The 17,936-nt window shown below is 49.6% G+C and carries 12 protein-coding genes; 11 read left to right on the top strand and 1 reads right to left on the bottom strand.

Features of this window, described 5'->3' with window-relative positions:
- Positions 1-17 precede the first annotated feature (17 nt).
- From A3842_RS25915 to A3842_RS25865, 11 genes are all read left to right on the top strand, one after another.
- The gene (locus A3842_RS25915) at positions 18-1,007 is read left to right on the top strand and encodes an aldose 1-epimerase (protein ID WP_074103236.1); all 990 of its coding nucleotides are present in this window, start codon (positions 18-20) and stop codon (positions 1,005-1,007) included.
- 249 nt (positions 1,008-1,256) lie between these two features.
- Positions 1,257-3,062 carry an LTA synthase family protein gene (locus A3842_RS25910; protein WP_074103235.1) on the top strand — a complete coding sequence of 602 codons (1,806 nt, stop codon included), beginning with the start codon at positions 1,257-1,259 and terminating at the stop codon, positions 3,060-3,062.
- 204 nt (positions 3,063-3,266) lie between these two features.
- On the top strand, positions 3,267-4,280 hold the full coding sequence (locus A3842_RS25905) for a substrate-binding domain-containing protein (protein WP_074088620.1): 1,014 nt from the start codon (positions 3,267-3,269) through the stop codon (positions 4,278-4,280).
- A gap of 24 nt (positions 4,281-4,304) precedes the next feature.
- Positions 4,305-6,167 (top strand): cache domain-containing sensor histidine kinase, encoded by a 1,863-nt coding sequence (locus A3842_RS25900; protein ID WP_074088621.1) that lies wholly within the window; start codon positions 4,305-4,307, stop codon positions 6,165-6,167.
- 27 nt (positions 6,168-6,194) lie between these two features.
- On the top strand, positions 6,195-7,433 hold the full coding sequence (locus tag A3842_RS25895) for a response regulator transcription factor (RefSeq protein ID WP_074103234.1): 1,239 nt from the start codon (positions 6,195-6,197) through the stop codon (positions 7,431-7,433).
- Between the two features lie 335 nt (positions 7,434-7,768).
- Complete coding sequence (locus tag A3842_RS25890) at positions 7,769-9,328, top strand: IS1182 family transposase (RefSeq protein WP_074103233.1); 1,560 nt, start codon at positions 7,769-7,771, stop codon at positions 9,326-9,328.
- Between the two features lie 469 nt (positions 9,329-9,797).
- Positions 9,798-10,892 (top strand): multiple monosaccharide ABC transporter substrate-binding protein, encoded by a 1,095-nt coding sequence (gene chvE, locus A3842_RS25885; RefSeq protein ID WP_074103232.1) that lies wholly within the window; start codon positions 9,798-9,800, stop codon positions 10,890-10,892.
- A gap of 105 nt (positions 10,893-10,997) precedes the next feature.
- Complete coding sequence (gene mmsA / locus A3842_RS25880) at positions 10,998-12,527, top strand: multiple monosaccharide ABC transporter ATP-binding protein (RefSeq protein WP_074103231.1); 1,530 nt, start codon at positions 10,998-11,000, stop codon at positions 12,525-12,527.
- A gap of 6 nt (positions 12,528-12,533) precedes the next feature.
- On the top strand, positions 12,534-13,697 hold the full coding sequence (gene mmsB, locus A3842_RS25875; RefSeq protein WP_074103230.1) for a multiple monosaccharide ABC transporter permease: 1,164 nt from the start codon (positions 12,534-12,536) through the stop codon (positions 13,695-13,697).
- 229 nt (positions 13,698-13,926) lie between these two features.
- Complete coding sequence (locus A3842_RS25870; protein WP_074088626.1) at positions 13,927-14,595, top strand: TraX family protein; 669 nt, start codon at positions 13,927-13,929, stop codon at positions 14,593-14,595.
- A 90-nt stretch (positions 14,596-14,685) separates the two neighbouring features.
- Complete coding sequence (locus A3842_RS25865; RefSeq protein ID WP_083606645.1) at positions 14,686-16,203, top strand: copper amine oxidase N-terminal domain-containing protein; 1,518 nt, start codon at positions 14,686-14,688, stop codon at positions 16,201-16,203.
- Positions 16,204-16,279: 76 nt separating this feature from the next.
- Here the strand turns inward: A3842_RS25865 and A3842_RS25860 are convergent, their stop codons facing one another.
- Positions 16,280-17,710: a metallophosphoesterase gene (locus tag A3842_RS25860; RefSeq protein ID WP_074103229.1), complete on the bottom strand. Its 1,431-nt coding sequence runs from the start codon at positions 17,708-17,710 to the stop codon at positions 16,280-16,282.
- Positions 17,711-17,936 lie beyond the last annotated feature (226 nt).

Below are 17,936 nucleotides of genomic sequence, written 5' to 3'. Positions count from 1 at the left end.
GAAGGGAGAAACACACAATGACAATTACAGCTTACGAAGGACTATATGAAGGAGAGGCTGCAGTCTGGCTAAAAGCAGGCCGGTATGAGGCAGCCATTCTACCGGGTATTGGCGGCAATCTAATCTGCTTCCGCGATAACGAAAACGGTTACCGTTTCCTCCATGAACCAGGTGCGGATGAGATGGAAGCGTTCAAGGCGAACCCGGGAATTCACGGTATCCCAGTACTGTTTCCGCCGAACCGTTATGAGGACGGGGAGTTTCCGTGGAACGGACAAACCTATCATCTCCCGGTAAATGAAGCAACTACTCACAACCACCTGCACGGGTTCCTGCATACAGCGGCTTGGCAGGTAGAAGAATTCGGCAGCGGTATGAATGAGAGCTTCGTCACGGTATTCATTAAGGTCGATGAGAATCATCCATCCTATCAATACCTCCCGTTCAAATATACGGTCAAACTGCGCTATAGCCTTGGCGAAGCCGGCCTGTCCCAGCAACTCCTGGTGCATAATGATGGTGAGGAACTTATGCCCTGTCTGCTAGCCTTCCACACCGCGATTAACGCACCTTTTGCACCGGGAAGCACCCCTCACGATTACCGGGTGAAGCTGACCATCGGGAACCGCTGGGAGCTTAGCAACCGCATGCTGCCGACCGGATCCTTCCAGGAATTGACCTCAGATGAGATTGCTCTTCGCGACGAGGGCTTGTATCCTTTCTACGCACCAATGGACAATCATTACACCGCAGCCGCACAGAATGGACGCAACCGTATGGAGCTTACGGACAGCAAGGCTGGAGTCACACTCGTATACGATGTGGGTACTTCCTACAAGCAATGGATGATCTGGAACAATGGTGCAACCGAAGGGTTCTTCTGTCCGGAGCCGCAGATTAATCTGGTTAATGCTCCTAAGGTGGATCTTCCTGCAGATGATATCGGTTTGTTTGGCCTGGAGCCGGGCGAATATTGGGAAGAAACCAGCCGGATTTATGTAAAATAATTAGTACTTAACAACAGCTGAAATGCTGTTGTTGGAAGCCGAAGGCCGGTTTGTTTGCAGGTAGAAAATTATATAGAACCCAAAAATATGGACTTGGGTAAGCCGTCACGACGCACGAATGTCGTGGCGGCTTTTCCTGCGGAAATTAACAAATAATTTACATAGATTTAATTTTGTGAATATGCTTTAATGCTCCTTTAAGCTAAGAGGCGTATACTGTACGTTTAGTACAGATAGGAGTGAAAAATGATGCGTTATGTTCTACCTTCCAAAAAATTGGGTGTTCTGCTGCTTAGCTTACTGCTGGGCGGTTTTGTACTGAACTTTTTTGTTCAAGCGGCTTCGCTGGATATGGATTTCTGGAGTGTGCTCCATTGGATCGGGAAGTCCTATTGGCTGTATGTAGGCGGAAGCTTGTTCTTTTTCTTTGTCCTGTTGGCTTTTTCGTTGATATTACCCAATCTATATATAGGCCCGGTAGTTGGATCACTCTTGATTCTTCTGCTGGGCATCGCCAATTACAAGAAGCAAGGGACGACAGGGGAGCCTCTGTTCCCTTGGGATCTGATGCTGATGAAGAACGCCGGAGAAATGAGTAAGATCACGAAAGGCATGATTTCACCTTTTGCGGCAGGGCTTGCACTTCTGGTGATCGCTGCAGGGGTGTGGCTGCTGTTTAAGCTTCCCAAGATCAAAGTTCAGTTGCCGCTGCGTTTGCTGCTCACTGCGGTGTCAGCGGGTATGGTTGCCGGCTTTATAGTGATGGTTAGCGGGCAAACTACGTTTGCTTCCTCGCTGAATTACCAGAATATTTTCTGGAACCAGAAGGTGAATTACTCCCAAAATGGCTTTGTGTTCGCATTCACAGGAAATCTCCGGCAGAATCTGCTGGAGGAACCGGAAGGCTATAGCCGCGGGACGATAGAAGCCATTGCTGCAAAATACGGCTCTTTGCCGGATACGACCGCTGCGCAAACTGTTGTGGAGCAGCCGAACATCATGTTCATGATGGATGAAGCGTTTTTTGATCCCACCCGGTTGCCAAGTCTTAAGTTAAGCGAAGATCCGCTGCCATTCATTCATCAGGAGGAGCGCGTGACCCCGGCAGGATATCTGCTCTCTCCTGAGTTCGGCGGCAATACAGCGAATGTGGAATTTGAAGCGCTGACGGGGATGTCGATGTATTTTCTGGGGGACGGGTCGATTCCTTACCAGCAGCGTATAGTCAAAATGTCCTCGTTGCCCTCCATCGTCAGCATCCTGAAGGACAGAGGTTATCAGACACTGGCATTGCATCCGTTTGATGAGACATTTTACAACCGGAACCGGGTGTACCCTGTACTCGGGTTTGACCGCTTTACGAGTGAGAAGGATTTACCGCTTGCAGAGCGGATGACTCCGGACGGCTATATTTCTGACAAAGCAGCTGTGCAGGAGGCTATCCGTGAACTGAAGGCTGCAGATGCTCCAACCTTTTTGCATATGGTGACCATGCAGAATCACTTTCCATTTACCAAAGGTCTGAACGGTCCGAATACCATTACTGTGCAAGGTGCTAAGGCTTCCTGGAAAGATGAGCTGGAAACGTATGTTCAGGATACCCGGCTGACCGATGAGGCATTATCTTATTTGCAGCAGGAGCTGAAGACGATTGAACGGCCGACCATTGCTGTGTTCTGGGGGGATCATCTTCCGGCGCTGTCGGCTGGAATCTATACGGATGCGGGCTGGGATCAGGAACCGCGGCTGAAGCATGAAACCAAGCTGATGATCCTTGCCAATTTTGATATCGGCCAGAAGCCTCTGGGAACGCTGAGCCCTGCCTACCTTGGACCCACTGTGTTCAACTTGTCAGGACAATCATTGCCGCCGTTCTATAAAATGCTGGAACAGGTACAGGCACAGCTAACCGGTCTAAGCAAAAGCGTGCTGATCGGCGCTTCGGACGGGATAACCACCGTGACATCTGTGCAGCAGTCGTTACTGGACGACTATCGTATGGTGGAGTATGATCTGTTGGAAGGAAAAGGGTATGCAGAGGATTTGATGTTCTGAATAGAAGAAATGTTCCAGGGAAATAATGCTCTTAAAGACGAGAACTCCGCTGTTATCGCGGGGTTCTTTTGTGTATTCTGTTGTCTGGGAAAGGGGATTTCTGGTACATCAATTGACGGAATCAGCATGTTGGACTTAACATATGAGGGTGGAAGCGACTAAACCGCAATTGGTGTTATTTTAAATATTGAAAGGGGTTACATTTTGAAAAAGCTGGGGCTTGTCTATGTGCTTCTGATTGGCCTTTTCCTGATTTATGTGCTGAATTACAAGCTGCAGCCTGGCCCGGAGGACCCGTGGGAAACCGCCGGCCTGCGCGGTAATATCGAAGATAAGTACGTAATGGTTACGTTCCAGATTGGCATCGATTACTGGAAAAGTGTATTGAAAGGCTTTGAGGATGCGGCAGAGGAGCTGAATGTTTCCGTAGAATATCATGGCTCAACCCAGCATAATGCCAGTGAGCAGATGACAGTGCTGGAGCAGACGATTGCCAAAAAGCCAGCGGGAATTGCCATATCGGCGGTGAATTCTAAACTTCTGACGGCTACGATTAACAAAGCGGTGGAGAGCGGAATTCCGGTGGTGCTGTTTGACTCGGGGGCACCTAACAGCAAAGCGTATTCTTTTCTCGGAACGGATAATTACAACGCCGGCGTTGAAGCTGCCCGCAAAATGGCTGAGCTTACCGGGGGGGAAGGCGAAGTGGCGGTTATTACAACACCTGATCAGCACAATCACCAGGAACGAACCGATGGATTCAGCCGCACGATCCGCAGTGAGTTTCCAGAGATGAAACTGGTTTCGGTCAAGGACGGCCATGGTGATCAGATAGCTTCAAGGCAAGCGGCTGAGCAGCTGTTGCTTCAGTATCCGAAGCTTAAGGGAATATTCGCCACGGAGTCAAACGGCGGAATTGGCGTGGCCGAAGCCGTGCAGGCGCAGCAGGGAGATCATTCCACTTTGCAAATTATCAGCTTCGATACGGATAAACTGACGCTCGATCTTGTAAAAGAAGGCAGGATTGCCGCGACCATGGCGCAAGGAACCTGGAACATGGGTTATTGGTCGCTGACAGAGCTGTTCCATTTACACAGTGATTTGCAGGAAAATCCGAATGCTTACGAGGGAAGCAAACCGAGGCCCGTGCCGGATAAGGTGGATACCGGGATTGATGTGGTGACCCGGGCCAATGTGGAGAATTACTATGCCAAGTAATCAGCCGCAGGGGAGGAGCTGCCGATGCTTAAGCGTGGCCTGAATATGGAAAAGCTAAAGCTGAACAACCTCCCAATCCGCTATAAGCTGATCATTCATTTTCTCCTGATCAGCATTCTTCCCTCCATCGGACTGGGGCTGCTTATCGGCTGGACGGTCGACCGGATTGTGGAGGAGCGAAGCAATGAGAATACGATGCAGCTCATCGGGAAGGTCAATTCCTCACTGGAAAATGAGGTGGAAGATCTCCAGAAGATCACCTACCTGATTTCTTTTGACCCCGGTGTGCAGGCCTTTCTGAACGGTTCAATGAACGATCCGGCGCAAGCTATGAGATGGGCTGAAGGCCGGGAGCCCGCGGAATATAACATCCGCAAGTTTCTTCAGGGTTTTACCACCCTTAGTTCCGAGATTGCTGGTATTATGCTGGTTAATCGAGAAGGCGAATTTATCAGCAATGAGATGTACACCCGTCCGGGCACAGCTGTGAAGAGCGAGGCCTGGTACAAAGAAGCGGAAAACAATAAAGGGATTTTCAAAATCATCGGACATCCTTATGGCCGTGCTGTAAGGTCGCATGTTGACTATAAGGAGAGCGAGGTGGTGTCTGCTGTAAGAGCCATCGTTGACCCCGAGACACAGGTGGTTCAGGGAGTAGTACTAATTGATCTGAAGCTGAGGGTTATCGCCGAAACGGCCAGAGATGTCACGCTGGGCAAAACGGGTTATCTTACTATCGTAGACAGCAGCGGGGAGATGATCTATGCGCCACAACATCCTTTTATGAAAAATATCCCGAAAGGGTTACTCACCGAAACCTCGGGCATTACCTCAGAGACCGCGGCTGGCCGCCATTTGCAGCTCATTTACCGGACCTCATCCTTTACGGGGTGGACAACGGTGGGTGTGTTCCCGATGGAGGAATCGGCGTTTGGGGTACGGGAGATTACGTTTAATGTGGTCACCTTTGTTTTTATTGTCTGTATGCTTGGGATGACGGCCTCATTCTATCTGGCGCATTCCATTTCTCGTCCAATCGGACAACTGGCCTCCTTTATGAGCAAGGCGCAGTCCGGTGATCTGACGATCCGATATTGGGGCAACCGATCCGACGAAATTGGGCTGCTGGGCCGCAGCTTCAACTCCATGCTGGCGCAGATTTCCCGGCTGCTCTCGCTTACTGAGCTGCAGGCTCGGCAGAAGCGGGAAGCGGAGCTGCGCAGCCTGCAGGCGCATATCAAGCCGCATTTTCTCTATAACACATTGGATACAATCCACTGGATGGCCCGCAACAAAGGGGCGGACGATATAGCCGAAGTGGTTCAATCCTTATCCAAGCTGTTCCGGCTGGGTCTCAGCAAAGGCAGTGATCTGGTTCCACTGTCCGACGAGCTGGAGCATATGGTGAGCTATCTGAAGATTCAACAGGTGCGTTACAGCAGCAAGCTGGCTTACCGCATTGAAGTGGAACCGCAGCTTGATGAGCTGTACGTGCTTAAGCTGCTTCTGCAGCCTATTGTGGAGAACGCGATCTATCACGGCATCAAGGAGCGGCGCGGTCCCGGCCATATTTCCATAGAGGTGGCACAGCAAGCAGGTGAGCTGTACCTGACGGTCCGCGATGATGGGGCAGGGATGACACCGGAGCGGCTTGCCATGCTGCAGAAGCGTCTTGCGGCTGTTGGCAGCAATGCCGGAGATACGGGGGACATCGAGCAGCCGCTGCCGGACAGTGCGGGCAGCGGCTATGGCATTCTGAATGTGCAGGCCCGAATCCGGCTCACTTATGGAGAACCGTATGGGCTGCAAATTGAAAGTGAACGCGGGGTGGGAACGGTAGTGACTGTGCGTCATCCGGTTGTCCATGACAGCTATCCTGTGGATTGAATTTGAAGGAGAAGGAGCTGCATCGCAATGGATACCTGGAAAGTTATGATTGCCGATGATGAAGCGATCATCCGTGAAGGGATTAGAAAATGTGTGGATTGGGAAGGCCTCGGACTGCAGGTCGTTGCGGAAGCGGAAGACGGTGAAGAAGCCTTGGATTTGGCCGTCCAGCATAAAGTGCATATTGCATTAGTAGATTTGAATATGCCGATCATGCATGGCATTGAACTGATGAAGCAGCTTCGGGAGCAGCTACCTGAATGTAAAATCATCGTTATAACCGGCCATGATGAATTTTCCTACGCCCAGGAATCAATCCGTCTGCAGGTGCATGACTATATTCTTAAGCCTGCCGAGCCCAGGCAATTGATGCAGGTGCTTCGCGGGGTCAGGGATCTGCTGGTCTCGGAGAAGCAAAAGAACCAGCATCTCCAGCAGGCCTCCCGGCAGATCATTAAGAATTTCCCGCTGCTGAGAGAACGCTTCTGCCAGGAATGGCTGGAGGGGAATCTGAGCCAGGGTGAGATCCGGGAGCAGCTGCACTTCTTGCAGCTGCCACAAGAGCGTCCAGAAATAGTAGCCATTATCCGCTGGAGATGGGAAGCGCAGAATTCCGGACTACAGGAGAAAGAACGGCAGCTGTTTCTTTTTGCAATAGAGAACATTGTTTCAGAGCTGCTTCAGAACTCTATAAAGGTGATCTTCCGGGATGCTGCAGGTCAGATCATTCTTCTGCTGTGGGATGCGGCAGGAGAAGCGGTGCTGGCCGGGGTTGAAGCCGTAGTGCGAAGCCTTCTCAAGATTGCCGTTGAGGTTGGCATCGAGCCTGTTGAGGGAGATCCCACAGGTCTGACAGCCGCCTACCGCAAATGCAGAGTGAGCCTCTCCAAAGAACAGCCTTTGTCGCCCCTGGTCCGCAGAGCCAGGCAGTACATGCTGGAGCACTTTAGCGAATACGGTCTTACTCTGGAATTCATAGCCGGCAGCCTTCAAGCCTCACCAGTCTATCTCAGCCGGCTGTTCAAGCAGGAGCTGGGTGAATCCTTCGGAACGTATCTGACCCAAATCCGCATCCGTAAAGCGGCGCAGCTGCTGCACTCGACAGAACTTAGCGTAGGCGAAGTGGCGGAACGCTCGGGTTACGAAACCCAGCATTATTTCAGCACTGCCTTTAAGAAGCATACAGGCGTATCCCCTCTGCAGTTCCGCAAAGGTGTGCTGCCCGGAGATGGAGAGCGTGCAGGCCGCGAAGGAGAGCAAGACTAAACTCATATACTGTAAAAAGGAAGGGGGTGTCCCATAAGCCATGAAATGGCTACTTGGGACATCCCTTGTTTTTGGAGTCGGACAAACGTTGTGCTCCGTGAGGACGCTCCGCGAACGGACCGTTGTTCCAATCGCTCTTGTGTCCAGATTTTTTTTATTCCCCTTAGCGGTGAAAATCCGGACACAAAGGCGAACGCTATCGCTTTTCCACAATCGTTCCGTCCTCTCCGCTGTTTAAGCGGGAAACATACTACAATATTTATAAAAACGCAAAAAAGAAACCACTCTTTTGGTAAAATGGAAGTGCGACCAACCATTTCAAAGGAGGGTTTCTTTTGTACATTCAATATACCATGGACCAACTTTGCTTGCCAATGGATTTAGAAGAAGATATCCCACCAAATCACCTCGTTCGTGTCGTGAACGCCGCCGTAAATCGACTCGACGACGCCCTCTTTGACGCGGCCTACCCTGGCGGTGGCCGCGACAGCTACCATCCTAAAATGCTGACCAAAGTCATTATCTATGCCTATACGCAGCGAGTCTATTCCTCCCGGCAAATCGCCAAAGCGGTCCGAGAAAACATTCCCTTCATGTGGCTGGCTGGACGTCAACGTCCGAATTTTCGCACGCTCAATCGCTTTCGTTCTGAGCGGATGAAGGACGTCCTTGAAAGGGTATTTACCGCCGTGCTTCAATTTCTTGCGGACGAAAAATACATTTCCCTAGAGCATTACTTCGTGGATGGCACCAAGATCGAGGCCAACGCGAATCGTTACACCTTTGTGTGGGGCAAAGCGGTTAGTAAGCATAAGGCCAAACTCCAAGAAAAGGTACATGCTTTGTTTGTCGACATTGAGGCCGCAGAGAAACGAGAAGAACAGGAACACCGTGGCCAGGACCTGAACGAACTCGGCGAGTCCGCCGAGATTGACAGTGCGAAACTGGAACAAATGACTCAGGCGCTGGAGTCGCAACTGCTGGAGAAGCCTAAAGACAAATCCTTAAAGAAAGCTGTTCGGAAGCTTCGTAAAGACCTGCTTCCAAGGCTTGTTAAATACGAACACTACCAGAAGCTGCTCGGGGACCGAAACAGCTTTAGTAAGACCGATCCGGATGCCACCTTCATGCGGATGAAGGAAGATCACATGCGAAACGGTCAACTCAAACCCGGATACAACGTACAGATTGGGACCGAAAATCAGTTTATTTTGGCGTACAGTCTACACCAAAGACCCACCGATACCCGCTGTTTGCAACCGCATTTGGAAAAGGCAAGGCAGATCCTGGGGGAGCATCCGAAGGTGGTGATTGCGGATGCAGGCTACGGCAGTGAAGAGAACTATGCATATTTGGAAAATGAACACGTAAAGGCCGTAGTCAAATATAGCAGCTACCACAACGAAAAAAGCAAAGCGTGGAAAGAGAATATCGGAAAGATAGAGAACTGGACGTACGACAAAGCCAAGGATACATGGAAGTGCCCAGCCGGACAAACACTGCATTTCCGGAAAGAAAGCAAGGAAGTGCTGGAGAGTGGCTATGAAATTCGAAAACGTCATTACCGCAGCCAGAGCTGTGAAGGCTGCCCATTGAAGGAACGTTGTACAAAAGCCGCAGGAAACCGTGAAGTCGTCGTTAGTCTGGAACGAATACGGTACCAGAACCAGGCTCGTGAGATTCTACGGAGTGATGAAGGTTACGCCTTGGCCGTGCGCCGGATGACGGAACCGGAGAGTGTGTTTGGACAACTGAAGAACAACCGGGGCTTCCGGCGATTTCTGCTTCGCGGCATCGAAAAAGTGACGCTTGAAGTCGGGTGGCTTTCACTTGCCCATAATCTGCTGAAGCAAGCCACCCATGACCAAAAACGCAAAGCAGCGATCCTCCAATAACGGGAGAATCGCTGCTTTGCTCACTTTTTGTGGTCTTAAGAATGAAGAAAGCTGTCTAAATCATAGAAAACCCACTTATGGGACAGCCCCTTTATTTATTCTCATTTCATTTAAGATGAACGAAAGACCTACCAAAGGTCAGAAGTGGCGGAGGTGAAGTTTGGAGCTGGAGGAGCGGTAGCGTCCGCCTTTATGTTTGGATTTCACCCGTAGACAACGGTTTAATTCAGGAAATCCAAACATAACAGCGGCCGGAAGCCCAAACATTCACCGCAGTCACGACCAAGGCCGATTAAATAAATCAAAAGTTCAACATAAATATCACTTTTGAAAACGCTGACAAAAGTTCTGATTTTATAAAAACAGTAGCCTGAGTGTAAATACGGACCCCTGTTCCCCTTGCTATACTCAACTTGTCAGACGGGCAGACTGCCCGGGACAACAGAATAGTTCAGGGGGTAGCGCAGATATGAAAAAGTATTCATTACTCATGCTGGCATTGGCACTTGTACTGGTTTTATCCGCTTGCGGCAATAACGGAGGGAACAGCTCCGGCGGCAGTTCGGAAGGAACGAAGGGTAAGGTGGGCATCGCGATGCCGACGAAGTCCTCTGAGCGCTGGGTGAACGATGGCAATAACATGGTAAAAGAATTTAAGAGTCTGGGTTACGGTACGGATCTGCAGTACGCGGAGGATGTTGTTGAGAACCAGGTATCTCAAATCGAGAATATGATTACCAAAGGCGTGAAGGCCATTGTTATTGCTTCGATTGACGGTGAAGCCCTGACGGATGTCCTGCAAAAAGCGCATGATGCTAACGTGAAGATCATTGCCTATGACCGTCTGATCAAGAAAAGCGAATTTGTGGACTATTATGCTACCTTCGACAATTTCAAAGTGGGTGTGCTGCAGGGCTCTTACATTGAAGAGAAGCTGGGCCTGAAAGAAGGCAAAGGCCCGTTTAACATTGAACTTTTCGGCGGTTCACCGGATGATAACAACGCCTACTTTTTCTTTGACGGAGCCATGTCGATCCTGAAGCCTTACATTGATTCCGGCAAGCTGGTTGTCCGCAGTAAGCAGATTACAATGGATCAGGTAGCTACATTGCGCTGGGATGGGGCAGCTGCTCAAGCCCGGATGGATAATCTCCTGAGTGCTAATTATGCCAGCGATAACCTGGATGCTGTCCTGTCCCCTTACGATGGCATCAGCATTGGCATTCTTTCCTCACTGAAAGGCGTGGGCTACGGTTCGGGCGACAAGAAGCTTCCGGTTGTTACCGGGCAGGACGCCGAGCTTGCCTCCGTTAAGTCGATTCTGGCCGGAGAGCAGACACAGACAGTATTCAAGGATACCCGCGAGCTGGCCAAAAAAGCGGTAGAGATGACGGAAAGTGTACTGAACGGCACGGAAGCGGAAGTCAATGATACCACCACTTATAATAATGGAGTCAAAATTGTACCGTCCTATCTGTTGGAGCCTGTATCTGTAGATGCTTCCAATGTAGATAAAGTGCTGGTCGACGGCGGCTACTATACCAAAGAACAGCTCGGCAAATAACCGGTTGCGAATGCTTTTAGCGGGGAATGCGGCGGCAGTTCGTAAAGAGGCTGCCAGCCGCAACAACCGCTGCCACAGTCTTAATGGAAAGCTGGGTGAGAGGCAATGAACGAAATTATTCTGGAAATGAAGGGCATTACCAAAACCTTTCCCGGTGTCAAGGCACTGTCCAACGTGAACCTGAAGGTCAAAGCCGGAGAGATTCACGCGCTCTGCGGAGAGAACGGGGCCGGGAAATCCACCCTGATGAAGGTACTGAGTGGAGTCTATCCGCATGGAACGTATGAAGGGGATATTTTATTTCAAGGACAGGTCTCCCAATTCAAGGATATTAAGGATAGTGAAAGCCTGGGGATTGTCATTATTCATCAGGAGCTGGCTCTGATTCCGTATCTGTCCATCTCGGAGAACATTTTTCTCGGCAATGAGCAGGCAAGTCGCGGGGTGATTAACTGGAATGCAACGACGGTGAAAACCAAGGAGCTGCTTCAGACCGTTGGTCTCAGCGAGTCGCCGTTCACCCGGGTATCGACGATCGGTGTAGGCAAGCAGCAGCTTGTGGAAATCGCCAAGGCGTTGTCCAAAGAGGTGAAGCTGCTCATACTCGACGAACCGACAGCAGCACTGAATGAAGATGACAGTGAAAACCTGCTTACACTGATTCTGGAGCTGAAAAAGCGCGGGATTGCTTCAATTATCATTTCCCACAAACTGAATGAAATTGAGAAGGTGGCAGACTCTGTGACCATTCTACGGGATGGGCAGACGATCCGCACTTTGGATATGAAGCAGGATGAGGTTACCGAGGATGTCATTATTAAAGGCATGGTGGGCCGTGATCTGACCAACCGTTATCCGGAGCGGACGCCGGACCTGGGTGAGACCATTTTTGAAATCCGCGACTGGGAAGTCTACCATCCGACTCAGGCGGGCCGCAAAATGCTTGACAAGATCAACCTCCATATCCGGCGCGGAGAAGTGGTAGGCATAGCCGGACTCATGGGAGCGGGGCGGACGGAGCTGGCAATGAGTGTGTTCGGCAAATCGTATGGCAGACGGATCAGCGGCCAGCTATACATGCATGGCAAAGAGGTTCATCTGAACGATATCAACAAAGCGATCGATAGCGGATTGGCCTATGTAACGGAAGACCGCAAGCATTATGGATTGATTTTGATCGACGACATCAAACGGAATATTTCGCTCAGCAGCTTGAAGAAACTGTCCCGCCGGGGTGTCATTAATGAGAACGAGGAAGTGCTGGTCGCTGAGGAATACCGCAGGAAGCTGAACATCAAGACGCCAAGCATTTTACAGAAAACGGTGAATCTCAGCGGAGGCAATCAGCAAAAGGTTGTCCTCAGTAAATGGATCTACGCCCAGCCGGATATTCTCATTCTTGATGAGCCTACACGTGGAATCGATGTGGGAGCCAAATATGAAATTTACTCCATCATTAATGGGCTGGCGGCAGAGGGCAAAGGGGTGCTGGTCATCTCGTCTGAGCTGCCGGAGATTATCGGGATGTGTGACCGGATTTATACCATGTGCGAAGGCCGCATCAGCGGCGAGGTAGAACGGCAGGATGCATCACAAGAGCTGCTGATGAAATATATGACACGAAGCAGGGGGTAGCACGTCATGGGAGCGATTAGTGAAATTTTTAAAAAGAATATCCGCCAATACGGCATGATCATTGCTTTGATCTTTATCTCGATTTTCTTTCAAATTCTTACAGACGGTATTCTGCTCAAGCCGCTTAATGTAACCAATCTGATCCTGCAGAACAGCTATATTCTGGTGCTGGCAATCGGGATGGTGCTTGTGATCATCACTGGACATATCGACCTTTCAGTAGGCTCCGTAGCCGCTTTTATCGGGGCACTGTCAGCGATTATGATGGTGGATATGCATATGAACCCGGTGCTGGCGGTTATTCTTTCGCTGCTGATGGGGGCGCTGGTTGGAGCCTGGCAGGGCTTCTGGGTCGCCTATATCAAAATTCCAGCGTTTATCGTAACACTGGCGGGGATGCTGCTGTTCAGGGGGCTGACGATGATTGTGCTGAATGGCCAGTCCATTGCGCCTTTCCCCAAAACTTTTCAAAAGATCAGCTCGGGGTTCATCCCGGATTTCTTTGGCGGCAGCTCGCTGAATGTCCTGACACTAGTTGTGGGCGTTGTACTTTCCGTGCTGGTCGTGTACCAGGAGTTCCGGAACCGGAAAGTCTCTATAAAATACGGCTTTGAGCAAACCTCTGTCTGGCTGTCCGTTGCCAAGGCTGCAGCGCTTGTGATTGTCATTAACCTGTTCTCCTATGTCATTGCCCAATATAACGGGATTCCGAACATTCTGGTGATCTTGATGGTGTTGATCGTCATCTATTCCTTCGTTATGAATCATATGACGATGGGACGGCATATCTATGCTCTTGGTGGCAATGAGAAGGCAGCCAGTCTCTCCGGTGTCAAAACCAAACGTGTCACCTTCTGGGTATTCGTCAATATGGGCGTGCTTGCAGCCCTGTCCGGTCTGGTGTTTGCAGCACGTCTGAATTCGGCGACACCAAAAGCCGGCACCAACTTCGAGCTGGACGCCATCGCGGCCTGCTTCATCGGAGGAGCATCTGCTTCAGGCGGGATAGGAACAGTGGTGGGCGCCATTATCGGCGGCCTGGTCATGGGCGTTATGAACAACGGTATGTCACTCATCGGCCTCGGCGTCGATTGGCAGCAGGGCATTAAAGGCCTGGTGCTGCTGCTGGCAGTGGGCTTTGATATTTACAATAAATCGAAGACCTCATAAGCGAAGCGGGCAGACTCGATAGAAAGAAAAGAATAAGGGAACCGTTCCTGGTATTCCAAGGGAGGGTTCTTTTTTTTATCGGGTAGTTAAAATTGGAAGTACTTTCTTAGTAAAAAGCTTACACCTCTGCTATAATGTTCTCAGTACACGGTTGGAAAGAGGACAGTTCCATGATCATTTCATCGACGAAGTCATAGTTATCCCTTAATCATTTAACTGGAGGCTTCAGATGCAGATTCTCGCGATGGTGACCATGCTGATTGATCATATCGGCTACATTTTTTTTCCGGGGGAGATGGCCTGGAGATATGTGGGGAGAATTGCTTTTCCAATATACTGCTACGCGCTGGTGCAAGGGCATATACATACATCATCAAGACCCCGTTATTTGCGCCGGCTGCTGTGGATTGCGCTGTTCGCTCAGATTCCCTATAATCTGGCGCTTGATCCGGGCGGGTGGAATGTCGTATTTACCTTGCTGCTGTCTGCGGCAGTGTTGTTTATTCTGGATAAGCTGCCAAACCTCTGGTACGGCATTCCTGTAGTGATTCTTGCTTTTGTTCTCATGGACCGGCTGCCACTGGACTATAATGCCTATGGTCTGCTGCTGGTGCTGATCTTCCGTTATGCCCGTTCCTACTGGCTGATTCTGGCCCATTTCGTGTTGAATGGCGTGTATCTGTTCTATTATGGCTGGCGGGTACAAATGTTCAGCGTCGTGCCTACCATTCTCATAGTAACGGCCCCGGGTTTCTGGAGGCTTCTGGAGAACAAACGGCTGCCGCGCTGGATTTGGTGGTCATTCTATCCGGCCCATCTGGCTTTGCTTGCTCTAGTGAAGATTCTGTTTTTTCAGGAATGGGTATTTATAGAATGGCGGAGTCTGTTTACTATATAATCCTCTTACCGGATACACCCTTTATCACCCGATCCTCCCTCTTTAGAGTTGATGGATATAGATTGCAAATATAACTAGAGGAGACATGCTATGAAGAAAATGAAAGCAAGAACCAAGTGGTTACTCCCGATTCTCGCAGTGCTGCTGATTCTGGCGGGTTGCCAGAATGTGGCAGGATTTGATGTCAACAAGGCGCTTCTGGGAGATCTGGATGTAAAATCTTCTGAATCCAGCACCACCTTGTCACTGAAGGCAGTGCCTGCCGCAGGAATTAGCGCGGAAGATAAAGAAATGGTAGATCTCATCAATTCTTTCTCCTTGAACCTTAGCAGCATGAAGCTTCAGGACAATGGCAACGTATCTGCGGCCGGAGTTGTAGGCTATAAGCAATTATCTATTCCTTTTACATTCTTTATGGATAAAGAGGCTGTTGTCTTTACCGCAGAAGGTGCCAAACAGCCATTCTACTACCCGATTAAAGGGTATGAGGAATCCATGGGCATTCAAGGGCTTGACCAGAACAAGGCACAGGAGATTTCCAAGCTGTTGACCTCGTTCGTGGTGAAGAATCTGCCGAATCCCGGCGCGATTAGCGTAGCCTCTGTAAATGAATCTGTATATGGTGAACAGCTGAATTTAACTAAGCTACATACGGAGATTACGGGCGACGAGATGCCGGCGCTTGTGAAGAGCTTCCTGAAATCCATTTCCAAGGATACTGAGGGCTTTACCAATTTCATCAGCGGTCTCTATGATTATCTGTACCCGCTCCTGGAAGCGAATGGTGTAGGCGCAGATGAACTCAGCGATCTGGGTCTGGGTGAAATTCCTCTGGAAAACAAGGAAGGTGTAGTGACTGTGGCGCATGATGCGGCCAAATTGGCTGTAGATGCACTTCTGCTTGTCTATGATAAACAGTTGGATAATCTTTATGCTTCAACACCGGAACTGAAAACCATCCTCAGCAAAGAGACCAAGCTGAATATTGATATGTTTGTGGATAGCGGATTCCATGTGCGCAAGCAGAATATCAATCTCTTCGTCGCATTGCCAGCCAGTAAGGACCTGCCTCTTCAGAGCATTTCCCTCAAAATGGATACGCAAACCTGGAATGTGAATGGTGCAGTAACTGCTAATCCGATCTCGACAAAGGGAGCGTTGGATTTGTCTTCTGCCGAGCTTACTCCGGGGCAGACACTCCGAAGCTTTGAACCAGGTTCAGATGTATATAACATGCTCAAGAATGATTTGAATATCACTGCGAAATCTCTGATGATTGCACCGGATGATGATTACTATTATCCGATTGTTGAAGGAAACACCACTTATGTGCCACTGCGGTATCTGGCAGAAGATATGGATGCTGTAGTCGAGTGGGATGGGGCTAACCGCGCCATCAATGTTACCGATGACGTCTACGGAGATAAGCTGGTATTCAAAATCGGCTCTGACAAGGTTCTGATCAACGGAAAGACAGTGAAGCTTGCCCAGCCGGTATTCGTGGACGAATACGGTGATGCTTATGTACCGCTTCGTCTGCTGGCAGAAGCGCTTCATGCCAAGGTAGAAAAAGATGAAGATGGTTACATCTACATTGACCGTCCGTAAACAATCATTAACAACAAAAAGCCGGAATCTCTTATACAAGAGGTTCCGGTTTTTTGTTGTGCCACGCCGTGATATTTCACTCACTCAATGATTTGGGTTGGGTCAATACCATGTCAAGCGAGACATTGCTGAGTACTTTATCCTCAGCCATACTCTGTATATAACCGGACATGAAGCCGCCATCCATGCCCATCCACAGTTTATAACCCGGCATGGACTTGATCTCATCCAAAGCATTGGCAGCAGTTCCGGCGAAATAATTCACGTTCAGCCGGGCCATCACTTTAGCCATCGATTGTTTTTCACTTTCGCTAAAGGTGGAGTCTTTGAGGCGGGCCATCGCCTTGTTATACGATTGCCCGGCGAATACCCCCTCGGCGTAGCTTTTAAAGGCCAGTAAATGGGGATCGGTATTTCCATTAGCCTTGGCCCAGCCTTCAACATCTACTGCCGCAGTGTGATAGGTTACAGCCCTGGTTACAGGATCAAAGCTCATTGCACCATATTGATGCGGGTTCACGGCCATGGCACTGGTAGCAATATCATAGACTGGAGTGTCTCTGGAGTCAGTCGTACCGTCTGGATCGCGTGCGATATCCTGCATGTGGATATGCCCGGACAATACAAGATTAAGCCCGTCCTTACGAAGTGTCTTCATGGTTTCCTGACTGTTGTTAAGCTTGAATCCCGACACAGACATGGAGGTATGGCTGAGAAGGTTATGATGCATCACCGTAATGATCGAGGCCTGTTTCTCAGCTGCCAGCTTCGCGCATTCATCCATCCAGGAGAGGGTAGAAGGGAGGATGCGGCCGTCCGTCTGGGGAAATCCGTAGCTTTCATTGTTGGCATATTGGCTGCTGTCGATCATCAGTAGATATAGCCCCGGTGCCGCTTGAACGAGGTAGCTTAGGCTGTCCTTGTCACGGGAGATTGCTTCACTATAGCCAAAATCAGAATACAGCTCTGTAAAATCCCCCGGAGTGATATGCTCCGCAACGATCTGTTTGTCCGCTTTGAACGATCTCGCCCAGGGATTATTCAAGTCGTGATTACCAGGAATGACATAGACATCGGTGCCTGATGCTTCCACACGTTTCAACTTCTCCGCCAGCTTCTTATGGCTGCTTGCTTCCCCGTTATTGGTAAGATCACCACTGAGAATCAAAAATTCCGGCTTCTTCTGCTGCGCGTCATAGACGAGGGCTTCCATTAGTTCATCGCTATAAGGCAGGATTTTCCCGTCTCCGCCGTTCACGTAGGCCTGAAAGGCTTCTCCGCCATCCTGAAGGTCCTTATCGAGATAATGGGTATCTGTAGCCACCCAGAACGATACAGGAGCTGTTGCATTCTCAGCAGCAGCTACGCTGGATTCCGCAGCATTCCCTAATGGCAATGGAGTGTCTTTACAGCTCGCGAGAATGAAGCTGGCAGCCATGAGCATGGTAAGTGTATATAGATTTGTTTTTTTTGAAGAAAATATCCGTTTATTGTTGTGGATTTTCATTATATCAATCAACCTTCCTTCTGCACTTTTGCTGAACTATTGTAGCCTATTTGGTGCAGAATTGTATATCGAAAAGTGAGTAACTGTTACTTAATCTTCAGATTGGAGTATAGAAAGTAGGGGAACGCGCATAATTTTGTACAAGAACTGCGACAATAAGGGGTGGTATGAAGAATCAGGCAAAAGGAAAAAGTTGTGAATGGGTATTGTTTTTTCGGAATTAAAG

Source organism: Paenibacillus sp. P3E (assembly GCF_001909045.1).
GTDB lineage: Bacteria > Bacillota > Bacilli > Paenibacillales > Paenibacillaceae > Paenibacillus_AQ > Paenibacillus_AQ helianthi.
The sequence above is the reverse complement of the archived record's forward strand: the minus strand, read 5'-3'. Positions and strand labels throughout refer to the sequence as shown.

What these genes read in the sequence shown, in the direction of transcription:
- A3842_RS25910 (WP_074103235.1), top strand. Translation starts at nt 1,257, where the DNA reads ATGCGTTATGTTCTACCTTCCAAAAAATTGGGTGTTCTGCTGCTTAGC.
- mmsB (WP_074103230.1), top strand. Translation starts at nt 12,534, where the DNA reads ATGGGAGCGATTAGTGAAATTTTTAAAAAGAATATCCGCCAATACGGC.
- chvE (WP_074103232.1), top strand. Translation starts at nt 9,798, where the DNA reads ATGAAAAAGTATTCATTACTCATGCTGGCATTGGCACTTGTACTGGTT.
- mmsA (WP_074103231.1), top strand. Translation starts at nt 10,998, where the DNA reads ATGAACGAAATTATTCTGGAAATGAAGGGCATTACCAAAACCTTTCCC.
- A3842_RS25900 (WP_074088621.1), top strand. Translation starts at nt 4,305, where the DNA reads ATGCTTAAGCGTGGCCTGAATATGGAAAAGCTAAAGCTGAACAACCTC.
- A3842_RS25915 (WP_074103236.1), top strand. Translation starts at nt 18, where the DNA reads ATGACAATTACAGCTTACGAAGGACTATATGAAGGAGAGGCTGCAGTC.
- A3842_RS25870 (WP_074088626.1), top strand. Translation starts at nt 13,927, where the DNA reads ATGCAGATTCTCGCGATGGTGACCATGCTGATTGATCATATCGGCTAC.
- A3842_RS25860 (WP_074103229.1), bottom strand. Translation starts at nt 17,710, where the DNA reads ATGAAAATCCACAACAATAAACGGATATTTTCTTCAAAAAAAACAAAT.
- A3842_RS25895 (WP_074103234.1), top strand. Translation starts at nt 6,195, where the DNA reads ATGGATACCTGGAAAGTTATGATTGCCGATGATGAAGCGATCATCCGT.
- A3842_RS25865 (WP_083606645.1), top strand. Translation starts at nt 14,686, where the DNA reads ATGAAGAAAATGAAAGCAAGAACCAAGTGGTTACTCCCGATTCTCGCA.